The organism is Anabaena azotica SJ-1 (assembly GCF_047275885.1).
Classification (GTDB): Bacteria; Cyanobacteriota; Cyanobacteriia; order Cyanobacteriales; family Nostocaceae; genus Trichormus_B; species Trichormus_B azotica_A.
In genome coordinates, this window is sequence record NZ_CP178454.1 from 4,226,993 (window position 1) to 4,248,330 (window position 21,338).

General features: G+C 38.3%; 17 protein-coding genes. 14 read left to right on the forward strand and 3 right to left on the reverse strand.

Annotation, left to right across the window (positions count from 1 at the left end; genetic code table 11):
- Window positions 1–2: 2 nt before the first annotated feature.
- Both ACLLO5_RS18610 and ACLLO5_RS18615 read left to right on the forward strand, forming a co-directional pair.
- On the forward strand, window positions 3–308 hold the full coding sequence (locus tag ACLLO5_RS18610) for a hypothetical protein (protein WP_413171962.1): 306 nt from the start codon (window positions 3–5) through the stop codon (window positions 306–308).
- 277 nt (window positions 309–585) lie between these two features.
- Window positions 586–3,021, forward strand: coding sequence for a filamentous hemagglutinin N-terminal domain-containing protein (locus ACLLO5_RS18615; protein WP_413171963.1), 2,436 nt, complete (start codon window positions 586–588; stop codon window positions 3,019–3,021).
- 78 nt (window positions 3,022–3,099) lie between these two features.
- Here the strand turns inward: ACLLO5_RS18615 and ACLLO5_RS18620 are convergent, their stop codons facing one another.
- Entirely contained in the window at window positions 3,100–4,110 is a 1,011-nt protein-coding gene (locus tag ACLLO5_RS18620; RefSeq protein ID WP_413171964.1) for a DNA-methyltransferase, read from the reverse strand.
- 198 nt (window positions 4,111–4,308) lie between these two features.
- Here ACLLO5_RS18620 and ACLLO5_RS18625 point away from each other — a divergent pair, with 198 nt between their 5' ends.
- From ACLLO5_RS18625 to ACLLO5_RS18635, 3 genes are all read left to right on the forward strand, one after another.
- Window positions 4,309–5,379: a DMT family transporter gene (locus ACLLO5_RS18625; protein WP_413171965.1), complete on the forward strand. Its 1,071-nt coding sequence runs from the start codon at window positions 4,309–4,311 to the stop codon at window positions 5,377–5,379.
- A gap of 15 nt (window positions 5,380–5,394) precedes the next feature.
- Window positions 5,395–6,513, forward strand: coding sequence for a peptidoglycan-binding protein (locus ACLLO5_RS18630; protein ID WP_413171966.1), 1,119 nt, complete (start codon window positions 5,395–5,397; stop codon window positions 6,511–6,513).
- A gap of 160 nt (window positions 6,514–6,673) precedes the next feature.
- Window positions 6,674–7,588 carry a S66 peptidase family protein gene (locus tag ACLLO5_RS18635; protein ID WP_413171967.1) on the forward strand — a complete coding sequence of 305 codons (915 nt, stop codon included), beginning with the start codon at window positions 6,674–6,676 and terminating at the stop codon, window positions 7,586–7,588.
- 10 nt (window positions 7,589–7,598) lie between these two features.
- Here the strand turns inward: ACLLO5_RS18635 and ACLLO5_RS18640 are convergent, their stop codons facing one another.
- Window positions 7,599–8,342, reverse strand: coding sequence for a class I SAM-dependent methyltransferase (locus ACLLO5_RS18640; protein ID WP_413171968.1), 744 nt, complete (start codon window positions 8,340–8,342; stop codon window positions 7,599–7,601).
- Window positions 8,343–8,535: 193 nt separating this feature from the next.
- Here ACLLO5_RS18640 and ACLLO5_RS18645 point away from each other — a divergent pair, with 193 nt between their 5' ends.
- The 8 genes from ACLLO5_RS18645 (at window position 8,536) to ACLLO5_RS18680 (ending at window position 17,904) form a co-directional block, all read left to right on the forward strand.
- Window positions 8,536–9,339, forward strand: coding sequence for an FkbM family methyltransferase (locus tag ACLLO5_RS18645; RefSeq protein ID WP_413171969.1), 804 nt, complete (start codon window positions 8,536–8,538; stop codon window positions 9,337–9,339).
- Window positions 9,340–9,667: 328 nt separating this feature from the next.
- Complete coding sequence (locus ACLLO5_RS18650) at window positions 9,668–10,318, forward strand: glycosyltransferase family 2 protein (protein WP_413171970.1); 651 nt, start codon at window positions 9,668–9,670, stop codon at window positions 10,316–10,318.
- A gap of 45 nt (window positions 10,319–10,363) precedes the next feature.
- Window positions 10,364–11,557 carry a glycosyltransferase gene (locus ACLLO5_RS18655; protein ID WP_413171971.1) on the forward strand — a complete coding sequence of 398 codons (1,194 nt, stop codon included), beginning with the start codon at window positions 10,364–10,366 and terminating at the stop codon, window positions 11,555–11,557.
- 129 nt (window positions 11,558–11,686) lie between these two features.
- Window positions 11,687–13,009, forward strand: coding sequence for an ABC transporter substrate-binding protein (locus ACLLO5_RS18660; RefSeq protein ID WP_413171972.1), 1,323 nt, complete (start codon window positions 11,687–11,689; stop codon window positions 13,007–13,009).
- 152 nt (window positions 13,010–13,161) lie between these two features.
- Complete coding sequence (hemE, locus tag ACLLO5_RS18665) at window positions 13,162–14,214, forward strand: uroporphyrinogen decarboxylase (RefSeq protein WP_413171973.1); 1,053 nt, start codon at window positions 13,162–13,164, stop codon at window positions 14,212–14,214.
- A gap of 97 nt (window positions 14,215–14,311) precedes the next feature.
- A complete protein-coding gene (locus ACLLO5_RS18670; protein WP_413171975.1) occupies window positions 14,312–15,157 on the forward strand; it encodes a GNAT family N-acetyltransferase in 846 nt (281 codons plus the stop codon).
- Window positions 15,158–15,218: 61 nt separating this feature from the next.
- Complete coding sequence (locus ACLLO5_RS18675) at window positions 15,219–16,175, forward strand: NAD-dependent epimerase/dehydratase family protein (RefSeq protein ID WP_413171976.1); 957 nt, start codon at window positions 15,219–15,221, stop codon at window positions 16,173–16,175.
- A gap of 379 nt (window positions 16,176–16,554) precedes the next feature.
- On the forward strand, window positions 16,555–17,904 hold the full coding sequence (locus ACLLO5_RS18680; RefSeq protein ID WP_413171977.1) for a leucine-rich repeat domain-containing protein: 1,350 nt from the start codon (window positions 16,555–16,557) through the stop codon (window positions 17,902–17,904).
- Between the two features lie 3 nt (window positions 17,905–17,907).
- Here ACLLO5_RS18680 and ACLLO5_RS18685 read toward each other — a convergent pair whose 3' ends face one another.
- Window positions 17,908–18,153 carry a hypothetical protein gene (locus ACLLO5_RS18685; RefSeq protein ID WP_413171978.1) on the reverse strand — a complete coding sequence of 82 codons (246 nt, stop codon included), beginning with the start codon at window positions 18,151–18,153 and terminating at the stop codon, window positions 17,908–17,910.
- A 152-nt stretch (window positions 18,154–18,305) separates the two neighbouring features.
- Between ACLLO5_RS18685 and ileS the strand changes: the two genes are divergently transcribed.
- Entirely contained in the window at window positions 18,306–21,296 is a 2,991-nt protein-coding gene (gene ileS, locus ACLLO5_RS18690; RefSeq protein WP_413171979.1) for an isoleucine--tRNA ligase, read from the forward strand.
- Window positions 21,297–21,338: the final 42 nt, after the last annotated feature.

Sequence of the window (21,338 nt, forward strand, 5' to 3'; positions counted from 1 at the left end):
TTATGAACACACGCCCAGGAATTCTGGTTTTAACTTTAGTCATGCCTGGTTTATTAGTATTTCTAATCTCGTTGTATTATTTTGGTACAGATTATTCAGCACTTATCAAAGCTGAAAGTTATGTTGCACAGTTAGCAAGGGATGAAAAAGCTAATGAAAAAAGTCTACAACTTGCCTATCATCGAGCTTTATCTCATCGGATCAATGTTTTTGCCGATGCTACTTGGGCGTTACTGGGATTTGCGATCGCCGGAATAGGTATACATGGTTTAGCAACCATCGCCGATAAAAATAACTCTCCCCATTAGTTTCTAGGCATTTTCAAGCAACTAACAGGACTTAGGCAAAAAAAGAAACCCAAGGATTTTTTAGGATTGAAAGAAAATCAAGTCCGAGATAAAAACAGTCTTATTTAACGTTTTATCTTGTTATTGGGTTCAAATAATAAAAAATCTGTTCAATTCTGCTGCTTATAAAACCAAAACTGGCTTTATTTGGGCTTGATTTTTCTTTAAATCCCGTTAGTAAAAATATAAATTTGGGAAACCTATAATATATTAAGTAATTTCAAATGGGAATGAGGTGATGAAAGTAACTTGTACTTGGTTGGCTTTAATCAGTGGAATGTTAACATCTGGGATTTGCAGCAGTTGGGTTAACGCTCAAGTAATTCCCGATGCTACCCTCAACACTACCGTCTTCCAAAATGACAATAGCTTCACCATCACCAATGGTACTCGTGTTGGCAATAATTTATTTCATAGCTTCAGCCAATTCTCTGTGCCTAGTAGTGGTTCTGCATCATTTAACAATGCTGCTGATATTCAAAATATTTTTAGTCGGGTAACAGGAGGTATTACTTCCTACATTGATGGTTCAATCAGTGCTAATGGGAGTGCTAATTTATTCCTACTCAACCCAGCAGGCATAATTTTTGGGCAAAATGCCAGCTTAAATATTGGTGGTTCATTTGTCGCCACAACTGCCAATAGCATTAAATTTGCTGATGGAACGGAATTTCAGACAAATAACCGCGATACGTCGCCATTGTTAACGATAAGTGTGCCAATTGGCTTGCAGATGGGACAAAATTCTGGAGAGATTATTGCACAAGGTACAGGATATAGCTTAAATATCACTAATATACTCTCTCCCATTATTCACACGCCTAGTCCGACACAACTGAAAGTAAAACCGGGAACAACCCTGGCGTTGGTGGGTGGTAATCTGAATTTGCATGGAGCAACGCTAACAGCAGAAACTGGTAACATTGAGTTGGGTAGTGTGGGTAGCTCAGAATTTGTTGACCTGATATCAACAACTCAAGGGTATACATTGGGATACGGGAACGTAAACAGCTTTGGAGATATTCAAGTTGCTCAAAAATCCCTAATAGATGTCAGTGGTGTGAATTCAGGCTCTGTGCAGATACAAGGTAAGCAGATTCAATTTACCGATGGTTCACTGGTACTGGCGCAAAATCAAGGTAATCTCCCTAGCGGGAATTTGCATCTTCAAGCAACCGAAAGCATGAATCTCATTGGTGCAGTAAGTGGGGTGCGGAGTGAAACCTGGAACCAGGGAACTGGTAGCAATATCAATGTTATTACCCCTCAACTCAATCTCTACGATGGAGGGATATTAAGTAGTAACACTTATGGAGTGTCTAACAGTGGGAATATCCAGGTTAATGCCAAAAATGTAGAAATATCAGGCTTATCAAACCTCAACGCCAGTGGCAGTTTTATTAACACCAGTACATTTGGTTCTGGGAATGCAGGTAATATTTTCGTCCAGGGTGATAGTTTACTTGTATCTTATGGTGGCGGACTGTCTTCTGTATCGCGGGGTGTTGGTTCTAGTGGTGAAATTGTGGTTCGCAATCTAGATACTACTGTGCAGAGTAGTAATAGCTCTCCTTTTGGTACAAGAATTGCCTCAGTCACTTTCAATGTTGGCAATGCTAAACTCTTAACCATAGATACCTCTAGGTTAAAAGTCATAGATGGTGCCTCAATCGGCACAAGTTCATATTTTATCGGTCATGCCGGGGATGTGAAGATCAATGCTACGGAATTTGTGGAAGTTAATGGTTACAATCCATTAACACCAAGTGCTATTAACTCCTCTGCTCTCATTCTCAACTCAGTATTGCAGAAGTTATTTGGACTAACAGAATATAAGTTGACCGCTGATGCTGGTACGATCGACCTGACGACACCAAACCTCATCCTGAAGAATCAAGGAACTGTGACCGTTACCAATCAAGGTACTGGTGATGGTGGCAGCCTCAAAATTAATGCCAATACTATCCAATTACAAAATCAAGCTTTCATCGAAGCTAGAACATTATCTGGTAATGGTGGCAATATAGATATACAAGTGGGTAACTCTTTGCGATTGCGCGATCGCAGCCAAATTACCTCTACAGCACAAGGCAACGGTAATGGCGGCAATATTACCATTAATTCACCAATCATTTTTGGTTGGGAAAACAGTGATATCGTTGCTAATGCCTTTCAAGGCACAGGTGGCAATATTAACATTAATACTCAGGGTATTTTAGGATTAGAATATCGTTCAGAAATGACACTAGAAAATGATATTACCGCTAGTTCGCAATTTGGGGTGAATGGCACAGTTAAAGTTAATACTATTGGTGTTGACCCCAACTCTGGCTTGATAGAATTACCTGCAAATGTGACTGATGCTTCCCAACAAATCGCTACGGGATGTGCAGATACCAGTGGTAGTAGTTTTGTTGCTACAGGTAGGGGTGGTGTACCGCAAAATCCCACACAGGATATTCAGAGCGATCGCACTTGGTCTGATATCCGAAATATCTCTGCACACCACAAAATCAGCGCAGTCAAAGCCCAAATACCCCAATCCCCAGAGGTTCTTGTGCAAGCCACATCTTGGTATCGTAACACCCAGGGCAAAATTGAGTTAGTTGCAGATAAAACTTCTGCTCAGGTGCAACAACTATTAACCTGTACTGCGGAGGCTTATAAACTTTAGCAACCTTTAATCTGATACTATGGCTAACGCCACGCTCCGCGAACGATTTCGCTCAGTAACCGTAAATCCTGATTCAGACTATATTTCACTGGCAGCATTTTCTTCAAATCTCAACTTTGAACTTTTGATATAATCTTCATCAATCTCAAAAGCTAACCAACGTCTTTGTAAAGTTTCTGCTATTCGACCTGTCATATTAGAACCAGCAAAAGGATCTAAAACTATATCTCCTGGTTCTGTACACAGGTTAATTACAAATTCTGGTAATGCTTGGGGAAATCTAGCTGGATGTGGTTTTATACCTTCTTGTTTACAACGCTTTTGATAATAATCATTAGAAGCAGTATTAGAAGCAGAAATTACATTTACCGGCTGGATGAAATCTTCTGAAAATATTTCTTCTGGTTGAAGGATTGGTTTTCCCATTTCTTCTTGTTCTTTATTCTCTCGTCCATCAATAATATTAGGAGGAATAGCACCTCCTCTGTCATTACCAAATTTATGAGAAATATCATGTCCTGATGGTCTAATTTTCGGCTGATAGCCATTCTTGAGCAGATTTTGCATTGATTTACTATAAGGCTTTAAAACTCTTCTATTATTAGCTTTAGGATGGGGTTCTTTAGACAACCACCACACTGTATTTACTGCATCTTTAACTCTTTCTCTGCGAATTGTTACCCATTCAGCCGGGGTGGGTAGTTTGGCTGGATTATACCAATATAGTTCTTGTGCTAAATAAAATCCTAATCCACCTTTTTCTTTTGATCTGCACATAGCAACAACCAATTCAAAATGATAAAGAGAACGAACTGGCATTCCTTTAATCCAACTACCACCAATATCAATAACTAATGAACCAGTCGGTTTCAGAATCCGGTGAAAGTGGACTGCAAAATCTTGAAACCATTCAATATATTGGTCTGCATCAACGTTGCCATATTCTTTTTTACGAACCAGTGCAAATGGTGGAGAGGTGCAAATTAAATCAATACTTTCATCGGGAATATTTGCCATCAATTCCAAGCTGTTGCCTAAATAAGCAGTACCCAATTTTGTTTTATAGTAAGGGTTAAAATTTATTTCCATGTCGTAAAAATTCAGGAGTTGGGAGAATAATTAAACTCGATTCGCTGTTTAGTCTTTCAGGTCAATTATTGTAACTTTTGTTACTATTAGGTATTAATTCCTGGTTTCTCAGATGCTACACGAACACAAAAAGCAATGTTTCTGTAAAATTAGGTAAAGTAATCTTTCCACCTAATTTACTAAACACCAAAACCACTCATGCAACTGCAACTCAGAGGATCTAAATCTCTCGTAGCTTCCCTACTGTTAATTGCCCCTTTTTTCCTCTGGGGTACGGCAATGGTGGCTATGAAAGGTGTAATACCCCATACCACACCCTTATTCATGGCAGGAGTCCGTTTGCTACCTGCGGGGGTGTTAATTCTTATCGCTGGGGCATTTATGGGTAGACCCCAACCAAAAGGATGGTTAGCATGGCTATGGATTACTATATTTGCTTTTGTTGATGGTACGTTATTTCAAGGCTTTTTAGCAGAGGGTTTGGTTAGAACCAGTGCGGGTTTAGGTTCTGTGATGATTGACTCTCAACCTTTAGCAGTAGCTTTACTTTCCTTGTGGCTATTTCAAGAACATATTGGCCTTTGGGGATGGTTAGGGTTAGGATTGGGAGTCACAGGTATTAGTTTAATTGGCTTGCCGGAAGAATGGATTTTTCATCTTTTGGACTCTGGGGTAAAGATTACAGCTGATAACTGGGAACAATTGTTTGCGAGTGGTGAATGGTTGATGTTACTGGCAGCTTTATCAATGGCTGTGGGAACTGTGCTGATTCGCTATGTGTGTAGGTATGCTGACCCGGTGACAGCGACTGGATGGCATATTATTTTAGGTAGTTTGCCGTTGTGGGGAATTTCTGCTGTGGTGGAATCGCAACAGTGGCAAGGTTTGGTTATCTCTGATTGGTTGGCTTTAAGTTATGCAACTATATTTGGCAGTGCGATCGCTTATGGTTTATTCTTCTACTTTGCTTCCAGTGGGAATCTCACTAGCTTAAGTTCTCTCACTTTTCTCACACCTGTTTTTGCATTGATATTTGGTCATCTTTTTCTCTCAGAAGTTCTCAGTCCCATTCAATGGGTGGGAGTTTTCCTAACTCTAATTAGTATTTATTTAATTAACCAACGAGAAAATTTAGCAGGTCATAATAAAACAGTGGCTGTCAATGAAAAACATACTCAACAACAACCAGTTTTAGAAGCATCTGGCGCAAAAAAATTTACAAATATTGCTTTATCTGTCAGAAAATCCGAACCAGAAATTTTACCTTAACTTAATCAGCAGGAGATGAGTAAAATGAGGGATAAAAAACCATTATCAATCGGAAATTACCAATTACCAATCACTAATTCCCTCCTGATATTATCGTCTTGTCTGTGTCTGGGTTTATATCCAAATCAAGCCATAACTGCTACACCTAAATCAGCACCTATGCCATTAATGGTTCTTAGTCCAGGTGTTCGAGGTGCAGAAGTGGAAGTAATTCAAGTCCAACTCAAGGCGTTAGGTTATTACAATGATTTAATAGATGGACAATATGGTTCTAGTACCCAGAATGCCGTAACTCGATTTCAGCAAGAACAAGGTTTAAAGAAAGCCGATGGTATTGCTGATGAGTCTACAAGACAGCATCTCCAAGAAATTTTATCCGAGAAAATTAAATGTGAGACTTCTCCTCCTGTGACGGAGAAAATAAAAACTCAAGTACAACCTCAGCCAAACAATGATAATTTTTGGAAAATAATCAGTTTTGGTTTTTTAGGAACTGTGAGCGCATTTTTGTACATTGCCCAAAGGTTAGCTGATAGCAAGCCAGATGTAGAATCTGCTAATTCCGAACAACCCCTTTTAAATCCATCTACTCAAAAAAGACCAAGATTTTTTCTCAAATCTGCTCCTTCTGTGCCATCACCAATTTCTACAACAGAATTATTACCAGTTGAACATACTTCTGTGGTATCCACACTCAATTTGTTTGACAGATTAATGGCAGATTTACAGAGTGGTGATTTGGCACAACAACGCAAGGCAATTTGGAATATTGCTCAACAAGGTGATTCACGTGCAGTTCAACCTTTGGTAGACTTGTTGATTCATGCAGATTCTCAACAACAAGGTTTGATTTTGTCAGCATTGGCAGAAATTGGGACTCGTACCCTCAAACCTATGAACCGTGCTTTGGCAATATCTATGCAAAATAATAATCCCCAAGTACGGAAAAATGCTATCCGTGATTTATTGCGAATTTATGACATGATGGCACAGATGAGTCAAATTTTACGCTATGCCTTAGAAGATCCAGATCCAGAAGTACAAGCAATAGCTAAATATGCTTTAAATAAAATTAACCGTATGCGTAGCTTTCCCGGACAAAGAACTGATTCGAGTACAAAAAAACCTAATTAATAATTCGTAATTTGTAATTAAGATGGTTGTTAGTTCAGGGGAAATTAAATTCCCAGAATTGTTTAAAAATTCTGATTTTTATAATTTCACAATCAACAATACAAACATGATAATCTGATCACCAATCATCAATACAAATTACCAATTACCAATCACCAAAATGTCCAATTTCAAATCTGCTATTTTACCACCACCTCTAAAACCTGGTGATTTATTGCGCGTTATTGCTCCTAGTGGTGCGTTGCGAGAATTTGCGGCGTTTGAACAAAGTTTGGAAATTTGGAAAGCCCACGGCTATCATGTTGAAATTAGCGATCGCCTAGAAAGTAGATATGGTTATCTTGCCGGTACTGATCCCCACCGTCGTCAACAGTTAGCAGCAGCATGGAATGACCCGGAATGTCGGGGTATTATCTGCGCTAGAGGTGGTTTTGGGAGTACCCGCATTTTAGAAGATTGGACTTGGCAACAAAACACCGCAGATCCAAAATGGTTGATAGGCTTTTCTGATATCACAGCCCTGTTGTGGAGTCTGTACAACGCTGGTATTTCGGGTGTACATGGTCCCGTCCTCACTACCCTGGTAGATGAGCCAGAATGGTCAATACAGCGGTTATTTGATATTTTAGAAGGCCGTGCGATCGCACCTTCAAAGGGGAATGGTTGGGGTGGTGGAGTGGCTACAGGAATATTGCTTCCTGGTAATTTAACAGTGGCTACCCATCTTTTGGGTACACAGATTTTACCTAACCTTGATGGTGTAATATTGGCGCTGGAAGATGTGACAGAACCACCCTATCGAATTGATAGGATGTTAACTCAATGGCGTTTGAGTGGGGTTTTATCTAAAGTCTGCGGTATTGCTTTGGGAGGATTTACCAAGTGTGACGCACCACCTAATATACCTAGTTTGAGTATAGAGGAAGTTTTGCAAGATAGATTATCAGACTTAAATATTCCCATAGTTTCAGATTTATCCTTTGGTCATGATAGCCCCAATACAGCTTTACCTGTAGGTGTAATGGCTACTTTGGATGCAAATCAGGGGGTATTAGAGATTTCACCATACTCATGACGCATTTTTTTCAAACCCACTTACGGTAACAACGAGCCGTGGTATAGTAAGGATGAAAAATTTCCACAAACTTACTCTGAATAGTTTTGAAAAAGGCTTCCATTACTTTTGGGTCATCCAAATGAAAAGGAAACTCTTGATTAAAGCCTTTGAAAAAATACCAATTCAGAATAGTTTTACCTTCAGGTGTTAAGGCTTGATGGAACGAAAGCAACTGTTCACAGGGATCAGGTAAATGTTCTAAAACATCAAAAGAAATGATTGTATCAAAAGTTTTCTCAGGAGGCATTTCTGAACAAAAAGCTATTTTTTGACTTAGCCCTAACTGTTCGGCTCGATGACGAACAAAATCACGATTCAGAGGATTAATATCACAATAGATTACTTGTTCAACCTGAGGACAAAGGGCAGCACAAATAGTATGAGTGCCAATTCCACCACCAAAATCTAACACCAGACCTTGGGCATGATCTACAATCAAAAATAACGTACTTTCAAGATTTTTAAGACAATCTAAATGCCATGCTCCCAACTCAAATAAATAAATCTCTCCCACTTTGTCACGATAAAAAGTAGTTGCTGTTTCCCAATCAAAATCTCTATGTCCTAACTCGGCTAACTGTTGTGTACCTGCCGCTAACTTTTGCTCTAGTGTTTCTGAATCCAAATGCAAAAATTCTTGTAAATGCTGTTTTAAGTTAAATGCATTTTGGTAATAATCACTTAGAAAAGCTGGAAGTGCAACCTGCGCCATAATATTGTTGATATTTGACTATAAAGTAAATTTTGTTTTCCCATTATAGCAAAAAAATGTATCATTTTTACACTTAAATTTAATTATAATTATTAATCCTATAAATTCTGGATTTTAACATCATCAATAGTGTAAAATTGCTGTAAATTGATAATAAATTAATTATCGTATTTATTTAAGGAGTAAATTTTTTATGGATAAAAACTTAATAATTGATGTAGGTGTTCACACAGGACAGGATACAGAATTTTACTTAAAAAAAGGTTTTCGAGTTATTGGTATTGAGGCTCATCCCGACATTTATGAATCTGCAAAAAACCGCCTCAAATCTTATGTTGAAAGTGGTCAACTTACCCTTTTAAATGTTGCAGTTTCACCGCAAGACGAACCTATCACCTTTTATGCGAACTTAGATAAAAGTTTTTGGGGTACAATTTCACCCGATAGAGTCAAGGAAAGCGATCGCTCTTTTGGTACTCGTTCAGTGGAGATAACTGTCACAGGACGCAGATTTGAAAGCATTTTGGCAGAATTTGGAGTTCCCTACTACCTGAAAGTAGACATTGAAGGTTCTGATTTATTATGCGTCAAAGCATTACAGCAATTTGACACTAAACCACAGTTTATATCTATAGAATCCACCAAAGCCTCTTGGCCAGCTTTGCTTGAGGAATTGGAATTATTGAAAGAACTTGGTTATCAGAAATTTAAAGCCGTCAATCAAGCAAAAGTAACTCAACAACTTTGTCCCTCACCAGCAAAAGAAGGTAAATATATTCCCTATCAATTTGAATATGGTGCTAGTGGACTTTTTGGAAAAGAAACACCAGGTGATTGGCTATCAGAAAGTGAAGTAATCAAGGCATATAAAAGCATTTTTACAAACTACAACATCTTTGGAGTCAAAGGCATAATTTCCCGCTTACCTTTAGGCAGGATGCTTTTGGAAACACTGAATATTAAAGAACCTTGGTATGATACTCATGCTAGTTTATAAATGATTTTATCTAAGCATTCAGCTTTTTTAGGTTAACGCCAAAAACACCTATAGCAGGGAACAGGGAACAGAGAACAGAGTTGAAAGTCTTTGAGCGTCTGGATTTTTGACATTAATTGTGTATCTCATTCAAGTGCATACCGCTATATTTGATCACTAACCTATTTCTCAAACCTTCTGCCTCCTGCCTCCTGCCTCCTGCCTTCCTTCTGCCTTCTGCCTTCTGCCTCCTGCCTCCTGCCTTCTGCCTCCTGCCTTCTGCCTCCTGACTCCTGACTCCTGACTCCTGACTCCTGACTCCTAAATTCTTACCAAACATTAATATCCTATGACTCCTATCAACTTTGACCCAGTTCCTCAAATATCAGTAGTTATGTGTACCTACAATAGAGCCACATATTTAGATAAAACTATTAACAGTGTTATCAATCAAACCTTCCCTGATTGGGAATTAATTATAGCTGATGATGGTAGCCAAGACCATACCTTTGAAATTGTCAATCCTTATCTACAAAAATTCAATAACATTCGTTATTTAAAACATCAAAATAAAAAACAATGTTATGCCAAAAATGCCGGAATTCAAGCATCTTTTGGTCAATATATTACCTTGCTTGACAGTGACGATTCCTATCAACCAAATCATTTAGAATCGCGGATTGAGTACATGAAAGCCAATCCAGAAATTGATTTAATCGAAGGCGGATTTTATTGTGAAGAAGAAATTTTCATGGCTGACTATTATCAACCAGGTAAATTAATTAATCTTCGAGATTGTGTTTTGGGTCCAACATTTTTTGGCAAGAGAAAAGTATTTTTTGAATTAGGAGGATTTAAACATATTGCCTATGGAGAAGATGCAGAATTGTGGGCAAGAGCCGAAAAAATATTCAAAACTGCTAAAATAACCAAACCAGAAACGTATAATTATACGAGAGGAGAAAATAGTATTACTAAAACTTTTTCAGAGATGTCCTAATTTCCTAATTTAAGGTTGTTTAATTAAGCTGAAATCATAAAGCTAATGATAAAATCAAACCCACATATTTGTCATCTAGTTTTGAGTAACATTGGTGGAGCGCCAAGAACTGCGGATTCGTTAATTTCTTCTCAAAAAAAAGCCGGTTACAAAGTCTCTACCGTAGTATTAACTGACTTAGATTCACAATGGATGGTAAATTTTCAAGCATCGGAAAAACTTATAATTATGAAAGTTTCCGGCAGTTCATTTTATATTGGTGGACTAATACATCAAATATGGATAGCTATGCAATTAAGGAAAGTAATTTCTGATTTAAAACCAGATATTATTATTTGTCATACCGCATTTCTCACCAAACTTTTTTATTTTTCTCAACTTATTCCTGGTCGTTTTTCAGTTCCTTCTATCAGTTATATTCATACTGATGTTATTTCTGAACTACCTGCTGAAAGCAAAGGCAGTTTATACTCACTCATAAAACTATTACAGAATTTATTTATACGGATTGATAATTGGATTAGTTTGCGTAGTCTTCAGCAAGCTAGTGGATTAGTATTTGTTTGTAAAAGTCTATATGAAAGATTCTTATATCTTGGCTTAAATTCTCGTCGCATGGCAATATGTTATAATCCAGCAATACCTGATCCAAGTCATCAGCCGTTAAATCCTACAGCCGAATCGTGGTTAAAAAGCCCTGATTTAATTACCTTTGTATCTGCTGCTAGATTTCATCATCAAAAAGATCATCAAACATTACTCAAAGCTTTTGCTCAAGCTAGTCAATATCACTCCAACATCCGATTAATTTTACTAGGAGATGGTGATTTACAAACAGAAATCCAAGAATTAGCGACTTCTTTAGAAATTAGTAATCTTGTTTTATTTGCAGGTACTGTTACTAATCCTAGAACTTACTTTTCATTATCTAGAGCAGTTATACTTGCCTCTCATTATGAAGGGTTTGGGATGGTGCTTGTAGAAGCTGTGGCTAGTGGGGTAACTTTTATTTCCTCTGATTGTCCCGTTGGACCCCGTGAGATTTCTGAAGTGCTGAACTGTGGAACTTTAGTCCCAATCAGTGATGTAGATGCTTTGGCAACAGCAATTATTAGTCATGTAGAAACACCTCAAGAAATAATAGACCGTTCTGAGCAAATAGAAAGATTTTTTAGTGAGTCTAGCTGTGCTAATAGCTTAGAAATGTTGCTCCAGCAAGTGTTTGATGAAAAAACGTAATGAAATAGACATCTCCAAAAAAGGCTGTAGAGACGTTGCATGCAACGTCTCTACAAGGGTTCTAAACACCGCATATTTAATTTCTGGAGATTTCTAATGAACTTGACTATTATTCTCTCCTAACTATAGATGAATATTAATTTTTTCTCATCCAAAATCATTAATTTTGTCCAGCACATTTTCTACAGGATGAAACTAATTTCTCGTTTAGGAATTATTCTGGTTTGTTGTCTGCTATTTTTATTCAGTTGTCAGCAAATAAAACCAAAAGATCAAGGAGTAATTCATTTATCACTTTGGCATTCACTCAATCCTCCTGAAAATAGAGATTTTTTTCAAACGCTGGTAAATAAATTTAATCAAACTCATCAGAATATTCAAGTTGAGCCTATATTTCAACCAGATCCTCAATTACCAAAGATATTAACAGCATTTGTTGGTAATGCTTCACCAGATATTTTATTTTTTTACCCAGAATATACTGGACAGTTTGTAGAATTGGGAGCAATTAAACCTTTAGACGATTGGTTAAAAAACTTGGGAATTAAGTCAGATATTAGACCAAATCTATTAGCAGGAATGGAGATAAATGGTCAGATTTGGTCTGTTCCTATGCAAACCAGTAATATTGGTTTTTTTTATCGCCCTAAGCTTTTCCAAGCAGCAGGAATTACGGAAATACCAAAGACTTGGGAAGAATTGAGAGCAGTAGCGAAAAAATTGACTATTGATAAAAATGGAGATCATCGGCCGGAACAGTATGGAATTTTACTACCTTTAGGTAAGGGAGGATGGACAGTTTTTAGTTGGTTGCCGTTTTTGTTTGCTGCCCAAGGAGAGATTATCACTGATCATTACCCAAGTTTAACTAATCCGGGTGCGATCGCCGCTTTACAATTTTGGCAAGACCTGATCAAAGATGGCTCAGTTCTGCTTTCTGCTCCCGAACGAGGTTACGAAGAGGATGCTTTTCTGGAAGGTCGCGTAGCAATGCAGATTACTGGGCCTTGGACATTAATCATGAAATCTCCAGTTGATCATCAAGTGTTTCCTGTACCAGCTGGGGTAATACCTGCAACAGTCACAGGTACTGCTAGTTTGTTTGTAATGAAAACTTCACCAGAAAGAGAAAAAGCCGCACTCACATTTTTAGAGTATGTCTTAAGTGAAGAATTTCAAACAGAATGGACTATGAAAACGGGTTTTTTGCCAGTTACTTTTTCTGCTGCTCGTAGTCAAACTTATCAGCAATATATTAACAAAAACCCCTTACTCAAAGTATTTTTTGAACAGTTATCTGTAGCACATTCTGTTCCTTCTGTAGCTGGCTATAATCGGATTGCGGATAGTTTGGGTAGAGCTATTGAAACTACCTTATTAGGCAAATCTTCGGCAAAAGCAGCTTTAGAAGACGCACAAAAACGTTTAGAAGTGATTTGGAGTGAAAAATAACTAGCATTGTAACTCCTGACTCCTAAATTTTTAACGTTTTATTAAGTTAAGTAAAGCAATTCTAAGAGCTTTTGATATGTGTTGATAAACCGTAATCTGAGGATGATAAGCTAAACAGTGACATATAAAAGTGACTTAGGATGAAGTGTTAAATGGGTGTTTCCTCAACGGCTCCTCTCCTTCTTCGGGCTGCACGTGGTGAAGTAGTAGATCGTCCCCCTGTTTGGATGATGCGACAAGCGGGACGATATATGAAAGCATATCGGGATTTGCGGGAAAAATATCCTTCATTCCGCGATCGCTCAGAAATTCCAGAAGTAGCGATTGAAGTTTCCCTCCAACCCTGGAGAGCTTTCCAACCCGATGGAGTGATTTTGTTTTCCGATATTGTCACCCCCTTACCAGGAATGGGGATTGACATGGATATTGCGGAAGGGAAGGGACCGATTATTTATTCGCCCATACGCACTCAAGCACAAATTGAAAACCTGCGTCCCCTAGATCCAGAAACAGCACTACCGTTTATTAAAACGATTTTGGAATCGTTACGTAAAGAAGTAGGCAATCAATCCACAGTGTTAGGCTTTGTCGGCGCACCTTGGACATTAGCAGCTTATGCGGTGGAAGGTAAAGGTTCAAAAACCTATTCCATCATCAAAAACATGGCCTTCTCAGACCCGACTATTCTGCATCAGCTATTAACAAAATTAGCTGACTCCATTGCTGATTATGTGCGCTATCAAATTGACTGCGGCGCTCAAGTAGTGCAAATGTTCGATTCATGGGCAGGACAATTAAGCCCCCAAGATTATGACACCTTTGCTTTACCTTATCAAAAAATGGTGTTCGAGAAAGTCAAAAAAACTCATCCTGACACACCATTAATTTTGTTGGTGACAGGTAGTGCAGGGCTTTTGGAAAGAATGCCCGCTTCTGGTGCAGATATAATTACTGTAGATTGGGCAGTAGATATGGCAGATGCCAGAGCTAGATTAGGTAAGCACGTGAAAGTACAGGGTAATCTTGATCCAGGTGTGTTATTTGGTTCCAAGGAATTTATCCGCGATCGCGTTTTGGATACCGTTCGCAAAGCCGGCAACTGGGGACACATCCTCAATCTTGGACATGGTGTACTTCCAGAAACACCAGAAGAAAACGTCGCATTCTTCTTTGAAACCGCAAAGCAGCTTAATGCTTTGGTTTAGTCAGCTACTCTTGTTTTACCAAATTCAGTAGGGACAGGTGATCCTCTTCCTACTGAACATAAATTAATTTATTGATGCAAATAATTAACACGATATTATGGTTACAGACACCTTGATAATTCGCCCCATGAACAGGCTAGAGGTAGATATAGCTATTACATGGGCAAAAATTGAAGGTTGGAATCCAGGTATCTATGATGCTGAGTCTTTTTATCAAACTGACCCCCAGGGCTTTTTATTGGGTGAGTTAAACGGTGAACCAATTGGGTGTATTTCCGCTATTGCTTACGACGAATACTTCGGTTTTTTAGGCTTTTACATCGTCAAACCAGAATATCGTGGGCGTGGTTTTGGCATCAAACTTTGGCAAGCAGCAATGGAATATCTCGGTACTAACCGCAACATCGGCTTAGATGGAGTAATTGCCCAACAGGAGAACTACAAAAAGTCCGGTTTTCACATCGCCTATAAACATATTCGCTACCAAAAAACAGGTGGTGGAGTAATATCTCCTGATATCGTCCTCCTGGACACAGTTCCTTTTGAGGACTTAGTTACCTATGATCGTCAATTTTTCCCCGCCGAAAGAAGGAAATTCCTGAAAAATTGGTTGAATTTACCAAACAGTGCCGCCTGTGGTATTCTCAATGATGGACATTTGACAGGTTACGGAGTCATTCGCCGCAGCGAATCAGGTTATAGAATAGGTCCCTTATTTGCCGACAACGAAGAGATTGCTGAGAAAATATTCCAAGCATTGTTAACCAAAGGTATTCATTCTTCAGTGTTTATTGATATTCCCGATATTAACCCACAGGCGATCGCCTTAGTGCAACGTCACCAAATGCAGCCAGGATTTGAAGCCGCCCGGATGTACACTAAAGAAACTCCAGATTTACCCATGAACCGCATCTTTGGCGTAACAAGTCTAGAACTGGGCTAAATCTAATCTCACATTATCAATCAAATCTCATCCACAAATAAAAACCAAAACTCCGAAATTCATGCCCAAAAAACGGATTTTAGTTACAGGTGCAAGTGGCTGTATCGGTCACTATATCAGCGAAGCCTTAATTCAAAACACCAATCACGAACTTTATTTATTGGTGAGAAACCCAAAAAAACTACAAGTTGATACTACAGCCCGTCCAGGAATCACCATTTTACAGGGTGATATGCAAGAAATTACGAATTTCTCTAATTTACTCAAAACCATTGATATCGCGGTTTTAACAGCCACTTCTTGGGGTGGTGACGGCATTTTTGATATCAATGTCTCCAAAACTATAGAATTAATGAACCTGCTAAATCCTGAGAAATGTCAACAGGTAATTTATTTTTCAACAGCCAGTGTCCTAAATCACCACAATCAACCACTCAAAGAAGCAGGAGAAATCGGTACAGACTATATCCGTTCTAAATATGATTGTTTACATAAAATCGAAAAATTAGCTATTTTCCCCAAAATCACTACAGTTTTTCCTACCCTAGTCTTAGGTGGTGATGAAACAAAACCTTATTCTCATCTCACATCTGGTATTCCCGAAGTTACTAAATATATTAATATCATTCGTTTTTTACAAGCAGATGGCAGTTTTCACTTCATTCATGGTCAAGATATTGCCACAGTCGTTCAATATTTAATTGATTATCCACCACAAGCAGGAGAACCACGGCGATTTGTTTTAGGTCAATCTGCTTTAACTGCTAATCAAGCTATAGAAGAAGTTTGTGCTTATTTAAGTAAAAAGATTTACTTTCGCATTCCTCTATCTTTAGGTTTAGCAAATGTGATTATTGCTTTATTTCGGATTCAAATGGCAGCTTGGGATAGATTTTGTATGAACTATCGTCATTTTAGCTATGCTAACGCCATTAATCCCAGCAGTTTCAATTTACCTAATTACTGTGCAACTATGAGCGATGTTCTAAAAATTAGTGGTATTAAAGGTAGGAAATAAGGCGTTGCATAAATGCGGGATGTTTTTGAGTGTAGAGACGTTCCATGGAACGTCTCTACAAGGGTTTTGAATATATGCAAAATTGTTTTCATCCCCAAAATCAGCAACGCCGGAAATAAATATTATCAAATATCCCTTTTAAGGTGAATTGGAAAATTTTAAATCTTACCGAACAGTCCCCTAACTACCAATTCTGGGAGGACAAGAATGTTCAAAGTTTCCTATTTTACCCCCAAGTTTGGTATTTGTAGGTTGTGTTGAGGAACGTTTACGAAGTGTGCCGAAGGCATAACCCACCATTGATTATAATATCTCAATTAGTGGTCTATGTTCTGAGAAAACCACCTTTTGTTATGGAGTGAAATTAGGAGTTAAAACTATGAGAAAAAATTTATTGCTTGCTGCGGTTAGCATGAGTTTAATTTTAGGTAATACTAATATGATTAAAGCAAACCCCATTAATAATATTTTGGCACAGCAACAGCAAACTGAGGTGAAATTTGTAGATCCAGTTTTAGAAAATGCAATTAGAAAACAATTAGGAATTAGTAAAAAAACACCTTTAACAGTAGATAAATTAGCGAAAATTACAGAGTTAAAGATAGAGAATGATGGTCTTTTAGCGAAAATTACAGAGTTAAAGATAGAGAATGATGATTTTTTTAAGGGTTTTTTTAATTCCGATGATGAAGAAATTAAATCGTTAGCAGGAATTGAGAAACTAAAAAATCTAACTTCTCTAAGTCTAGTTTATCACAAAATTAAAGATATCAAACTTTTAGCAGAGTTATCTAATTTAACTTATTTGAAGTTAGAGGGAAACCAAATCACAGATATTAAGCCTTTATCAAGGTTATCTAACTTAACTTATTTGAATTTAATGTCAAACCAAATCACAGATATTAGTCCTTTGTCAGGGTTATTTAATTTAACTGATTTGAGTTTAGGTTATAATGAGAACAAATTTTTTTGTTGTTCTTTGCCACAGACTAATGTAGTGGGGAACAAAATAACAGATATCAAATCATTATCCGGTTTATCTAACTTAAAACAATTGAGTTTATCGGGAAACCAAATAACAGATATCAAACCATTATCCGGTTTATCTAACTTAAAACAATTGAGTTTGGGGTATAACCAAATAAAAGATATCAACCCATTATCTGGTTTATCTAATTTAAGTTATTTGAATTTAATGTCAAACCAAATAAAAGATATTAAACATTTATCCGCTTTATCTAATTTAACAAATTTGAATTTAATGTTAAACCAAATAACAGATATCAAACATTTAGCTGGTTTATCTAATTTAACTTATTTGACTTTATCAGGAAATGAAATAACAGATATCAAGCCTTTGTCCGGTTTATCTAACTTAATACTTTTGTATTTAATAGAAACTCAAATAAAAGATATCAAGCCTTTATCTAGTTTATCTAATTTAACAAATTTGAATTTAATGTCAAATCAGATAACAGATATCAAACCTTTATCCGGTTTATCTAAGTTAGAATGGTTGTTTTTAGGTGACAACCAGATAACAGATATCAAACCTTTATCCGGTTTATCTAAGTTAGAATTATTGGATTTACGGGAAAACCAAATAACAGATATCCAACCTTTATCCGGTTTATCTAAGTTAACTCAGTTAAATTTCGAGGGAAATCCTATTACTAATTGCGTAGGATTACCAGAAGAATTAATGAGTATGTGTCCAGAAAATAAGTAATATTTAATTGGATAAACGATTTTCATCTAAAGCATTAATTAAATATTCCCCTGTTTCCTGCTGTTCCTGTTCATCACTTTCATCTATCCAAGACTGAAGCACATTAACTATTTTCAATTGTTTTTCTTTTTGCACAATAGATTTTTGGATAAGTTCCAATGTATAAGTTTCCACAGAAAGTCCTTGCTGTTGTGCTTCCTGTATTAAATACTGTTCTAATTCTGGTGGTAAGCTGAGGGTTAGTGTCATAAGTCTATTGTGGGTGACTTTATATATTGTAAACCTGCAAAAACAAAAAATTAACTCCAAAATACCCATAACTGCTGTTGGGTTTCGTTCCTCAACCCAACCTACGATTTATAATTGATCAAACCTGCACACCTATATTTAGGCATGAAACTGTGACCGAAACTGGAAAATACAAAGATACCGTCAATTTACCCAAGACTAACTTCGATATGCGGGCAAACGCCATTAAGCGCGAACCCGAAATCCAAAAATTCTGGGAAGAAAACAACATTTATTCTCGCTTATCTGAAGAAAACCCTGGCGAATTATTTATACTGCACGATGGTCCTCCTTATGCTAACGGCCAGTTGCATATTGGTCATGCCTTAAATAAGATTCTCAAAGATATTATTAACCGTTACCATCTATTACAAGGTCGTAAAATTCGTTACGTTCCTGGTTGGGATTGTCACGGATTGCCAATTGAGTTGAAAGTTCTGCAAAATATGAAGCAGGCGGAACGGCAAAATCTTACACCTTTACAATTGCGTCAAAAAGCGAAAGAGTTCGCATTGAAGACGGTTGATGAACAACGAGAAAGCTTTAAACGCTATGGGATTTGGGGTGATTGGGAAAATCCTTATTTAACCCTCAAACCAGAATACGAAGCGGCGCAAATTGGCGTTTTTGGGGAAATGTTCCTCAAAGGTTATATTTATCGCGGTTTAAAGCCGGTGCATTGGAGTCCTAGTTCTAAAACGGCTTTGGCTGAAGCTGAGTTAGAATATCCTGAAGGTCACGTTTCTCGGAGTATTTACGCTGCTTTCCCGGTGCAGAAGGTTGCAGAAGGGTTAAAAGCTAGTTTGGATGGCTTCTTGCCTGATTTGGGCGTGGCTGTTTGGACTACTACGCCTTGGACTATTCCCGGTAATTTGGCTGTGGCTGTGAATGCAGATTTGAATTATGCGGTTGTGGAAGTAGAACCCCACCCCCTAACCCCCTCCCCGCAAGCGAGGAGGGGGGATGAGCAAGAGGAAGTTGCTTCCACCCCAGAAGCAGGAAAGGAAGAATTTACCTCCCCCTCTCTGCTTGCGGAGAGGGGGACTGAGGGGGTGAGGTTCCGGTATCTCATCGTTGCGGCTGAGTTGGTGGATAGGTTAGCTGCGGTTTTGGATGCTGAGTTGATGGTGAAGGTGCGTTTCTCTGGTCAAGATTTGGAAGGGACTATTTACCGTCATCCTTTGTTTGACCGTGAAAGTCCGGTGGTGGTTGGTGGTGATTATATTACTACTGATTCTGGTACTGGGTTGGTACATACTGCCCCTGGTCATGGTCAAGAGGACTACATTGTTGGTCAGCGTTACGGTTTACCGATTCTTGCGCCTGTTGATGATAGTGGTAATTTCACTGATGAGGCTGGTAAGTTTGCTGGCTTGAATGTTTTGGGTGATGGGAATCAAGCGATTATTGATGCTTTGAGTGAAGCGGGTTCTCTGTTGAAGGAGGAAGCTTATCCTCACAAGTATCCTTATGATTGGAGAACGAAGAAACCAACGATTTTCCGCGCTACTGAACAATGGTTTGCTTCTGTGGCTGGTTTTAGGGAAGATGCTTTAAAGGGTATTTCATCTGTGCGTTGGATTCCCGCTCAAGGTGAAAACCGCATCACGCCTATGATAGCGGAAAGATCCGATTGGTGTATTTCTCGTCAGCGTTCTTGGGGTGTTCCTATTCCGGTGTTTTATGATGAAGCAACTGGTGAAGTTTTGCTGAATGCGGAAACTATTAATCACGTTCAAGCTATCATTGCTGAGAAAGGTTCTGATGCTTGGTGGGAGTTGTCGGTTGAGGAGTTGTTACCGGAACAATACCGCAATAATGGCAAAACTTACCGCAGAGGTACAGACACGATGGATGTCTGGTTTGATTCTGGTTCTTCTTGGGCAGCGGTGGCGAAGCAAAGACCGGAGTTATGCTATCCTGTCGATATGTATTTGGAAGGTTCTGACCAACATCGCGGTTGGTTTCAATCTTCTCTTTTAACCAGTGTTGCAGTTAATGGTATTGCACCTTATAAAACGGTTTTAACTCATGGTTTCGTTTTGGATGAAAATGGACGAAAAATGAGTAAGTCGGTGGGGAATGTGGTTGATCCTCAGTTGATGATTCAAGGTGGTAGTAATCAAAAACAACAACCGGCTTATGGTGCTGATGTGTTGCGGTTGTGGGTTTCTTCGGTAGATTATTCTGGTGATGTGCGTCTGGGTAATAACATCATCAAGCAATTAGCTGATGTTAGGAATAAGATTCGCAATACGGCACGGTTTTTGTTGGGTAGTTTGCATGATTTTGATCCTCAAAAGGATGCTGTAGCTTTTGATGATTTACCAGATTTGGATAAGTATATGCTGCACCGCATTCGTGAGGTGTTTAATGAGGTGACGGAAGCTTTTGATAGTTTTCAGTTTTTCCGCTTTTTCCAAACGGTGCAGAATTTCTGTGTTGTGGATTTGTCTAACTTTTATTTAGACGTTGCGAAAGATAGATTATATATCAGTGCTGCTGATGCTTTCCGTCGTCGCAGTTGTCAAACGGTGTTGCAGATTGCTTTGGAGAATTTAGCAAGAGCGATCGCACCAGTTTTATGTCATACTGCGGAAGATATCTGGCAATTTATCCCCTACAAAACAGCCTCTAAGTCAGTGTTTGAAGCTGGTTGGGTAAAGGTAGATGATGAATGGGAAAACGAAGATCTAGCCGAATTTTGGGATACTCTGCGTACACTCCGCAACGATGTTAATAAGGTTTTGGAACAAGCGCGGATAGAAAAATTAATCGGTTCTTCCCTGGAAGCGAAAGCTTTGATTCATATCCCTCACAAACAGTTAAACGATGCTATCAAAGCCTTTAACCCTGTTAGCGGTAACGGTATTGATGAACTTCGGTATTTGTTGCTGACCTCCCAAGTGGAGATTTTAGACTCTGCTAAGGGACTCCAAGGATTGAAATATACAGCAACCACAGAAGACTGGACTATAGCAATAGTAAATGCAGATGGACAGAAGTGCGATCGCTGTTGGAACTATTCTACCCATGTTGGTGAATCAGAAGAACATCCCTTATTGTGTGAACGCTGTATTCCCGCTTTAGCTGGGGAGTTTTAAAACCCATTAAAAATTAATGTAGAGATATTACCTAAAATGTCT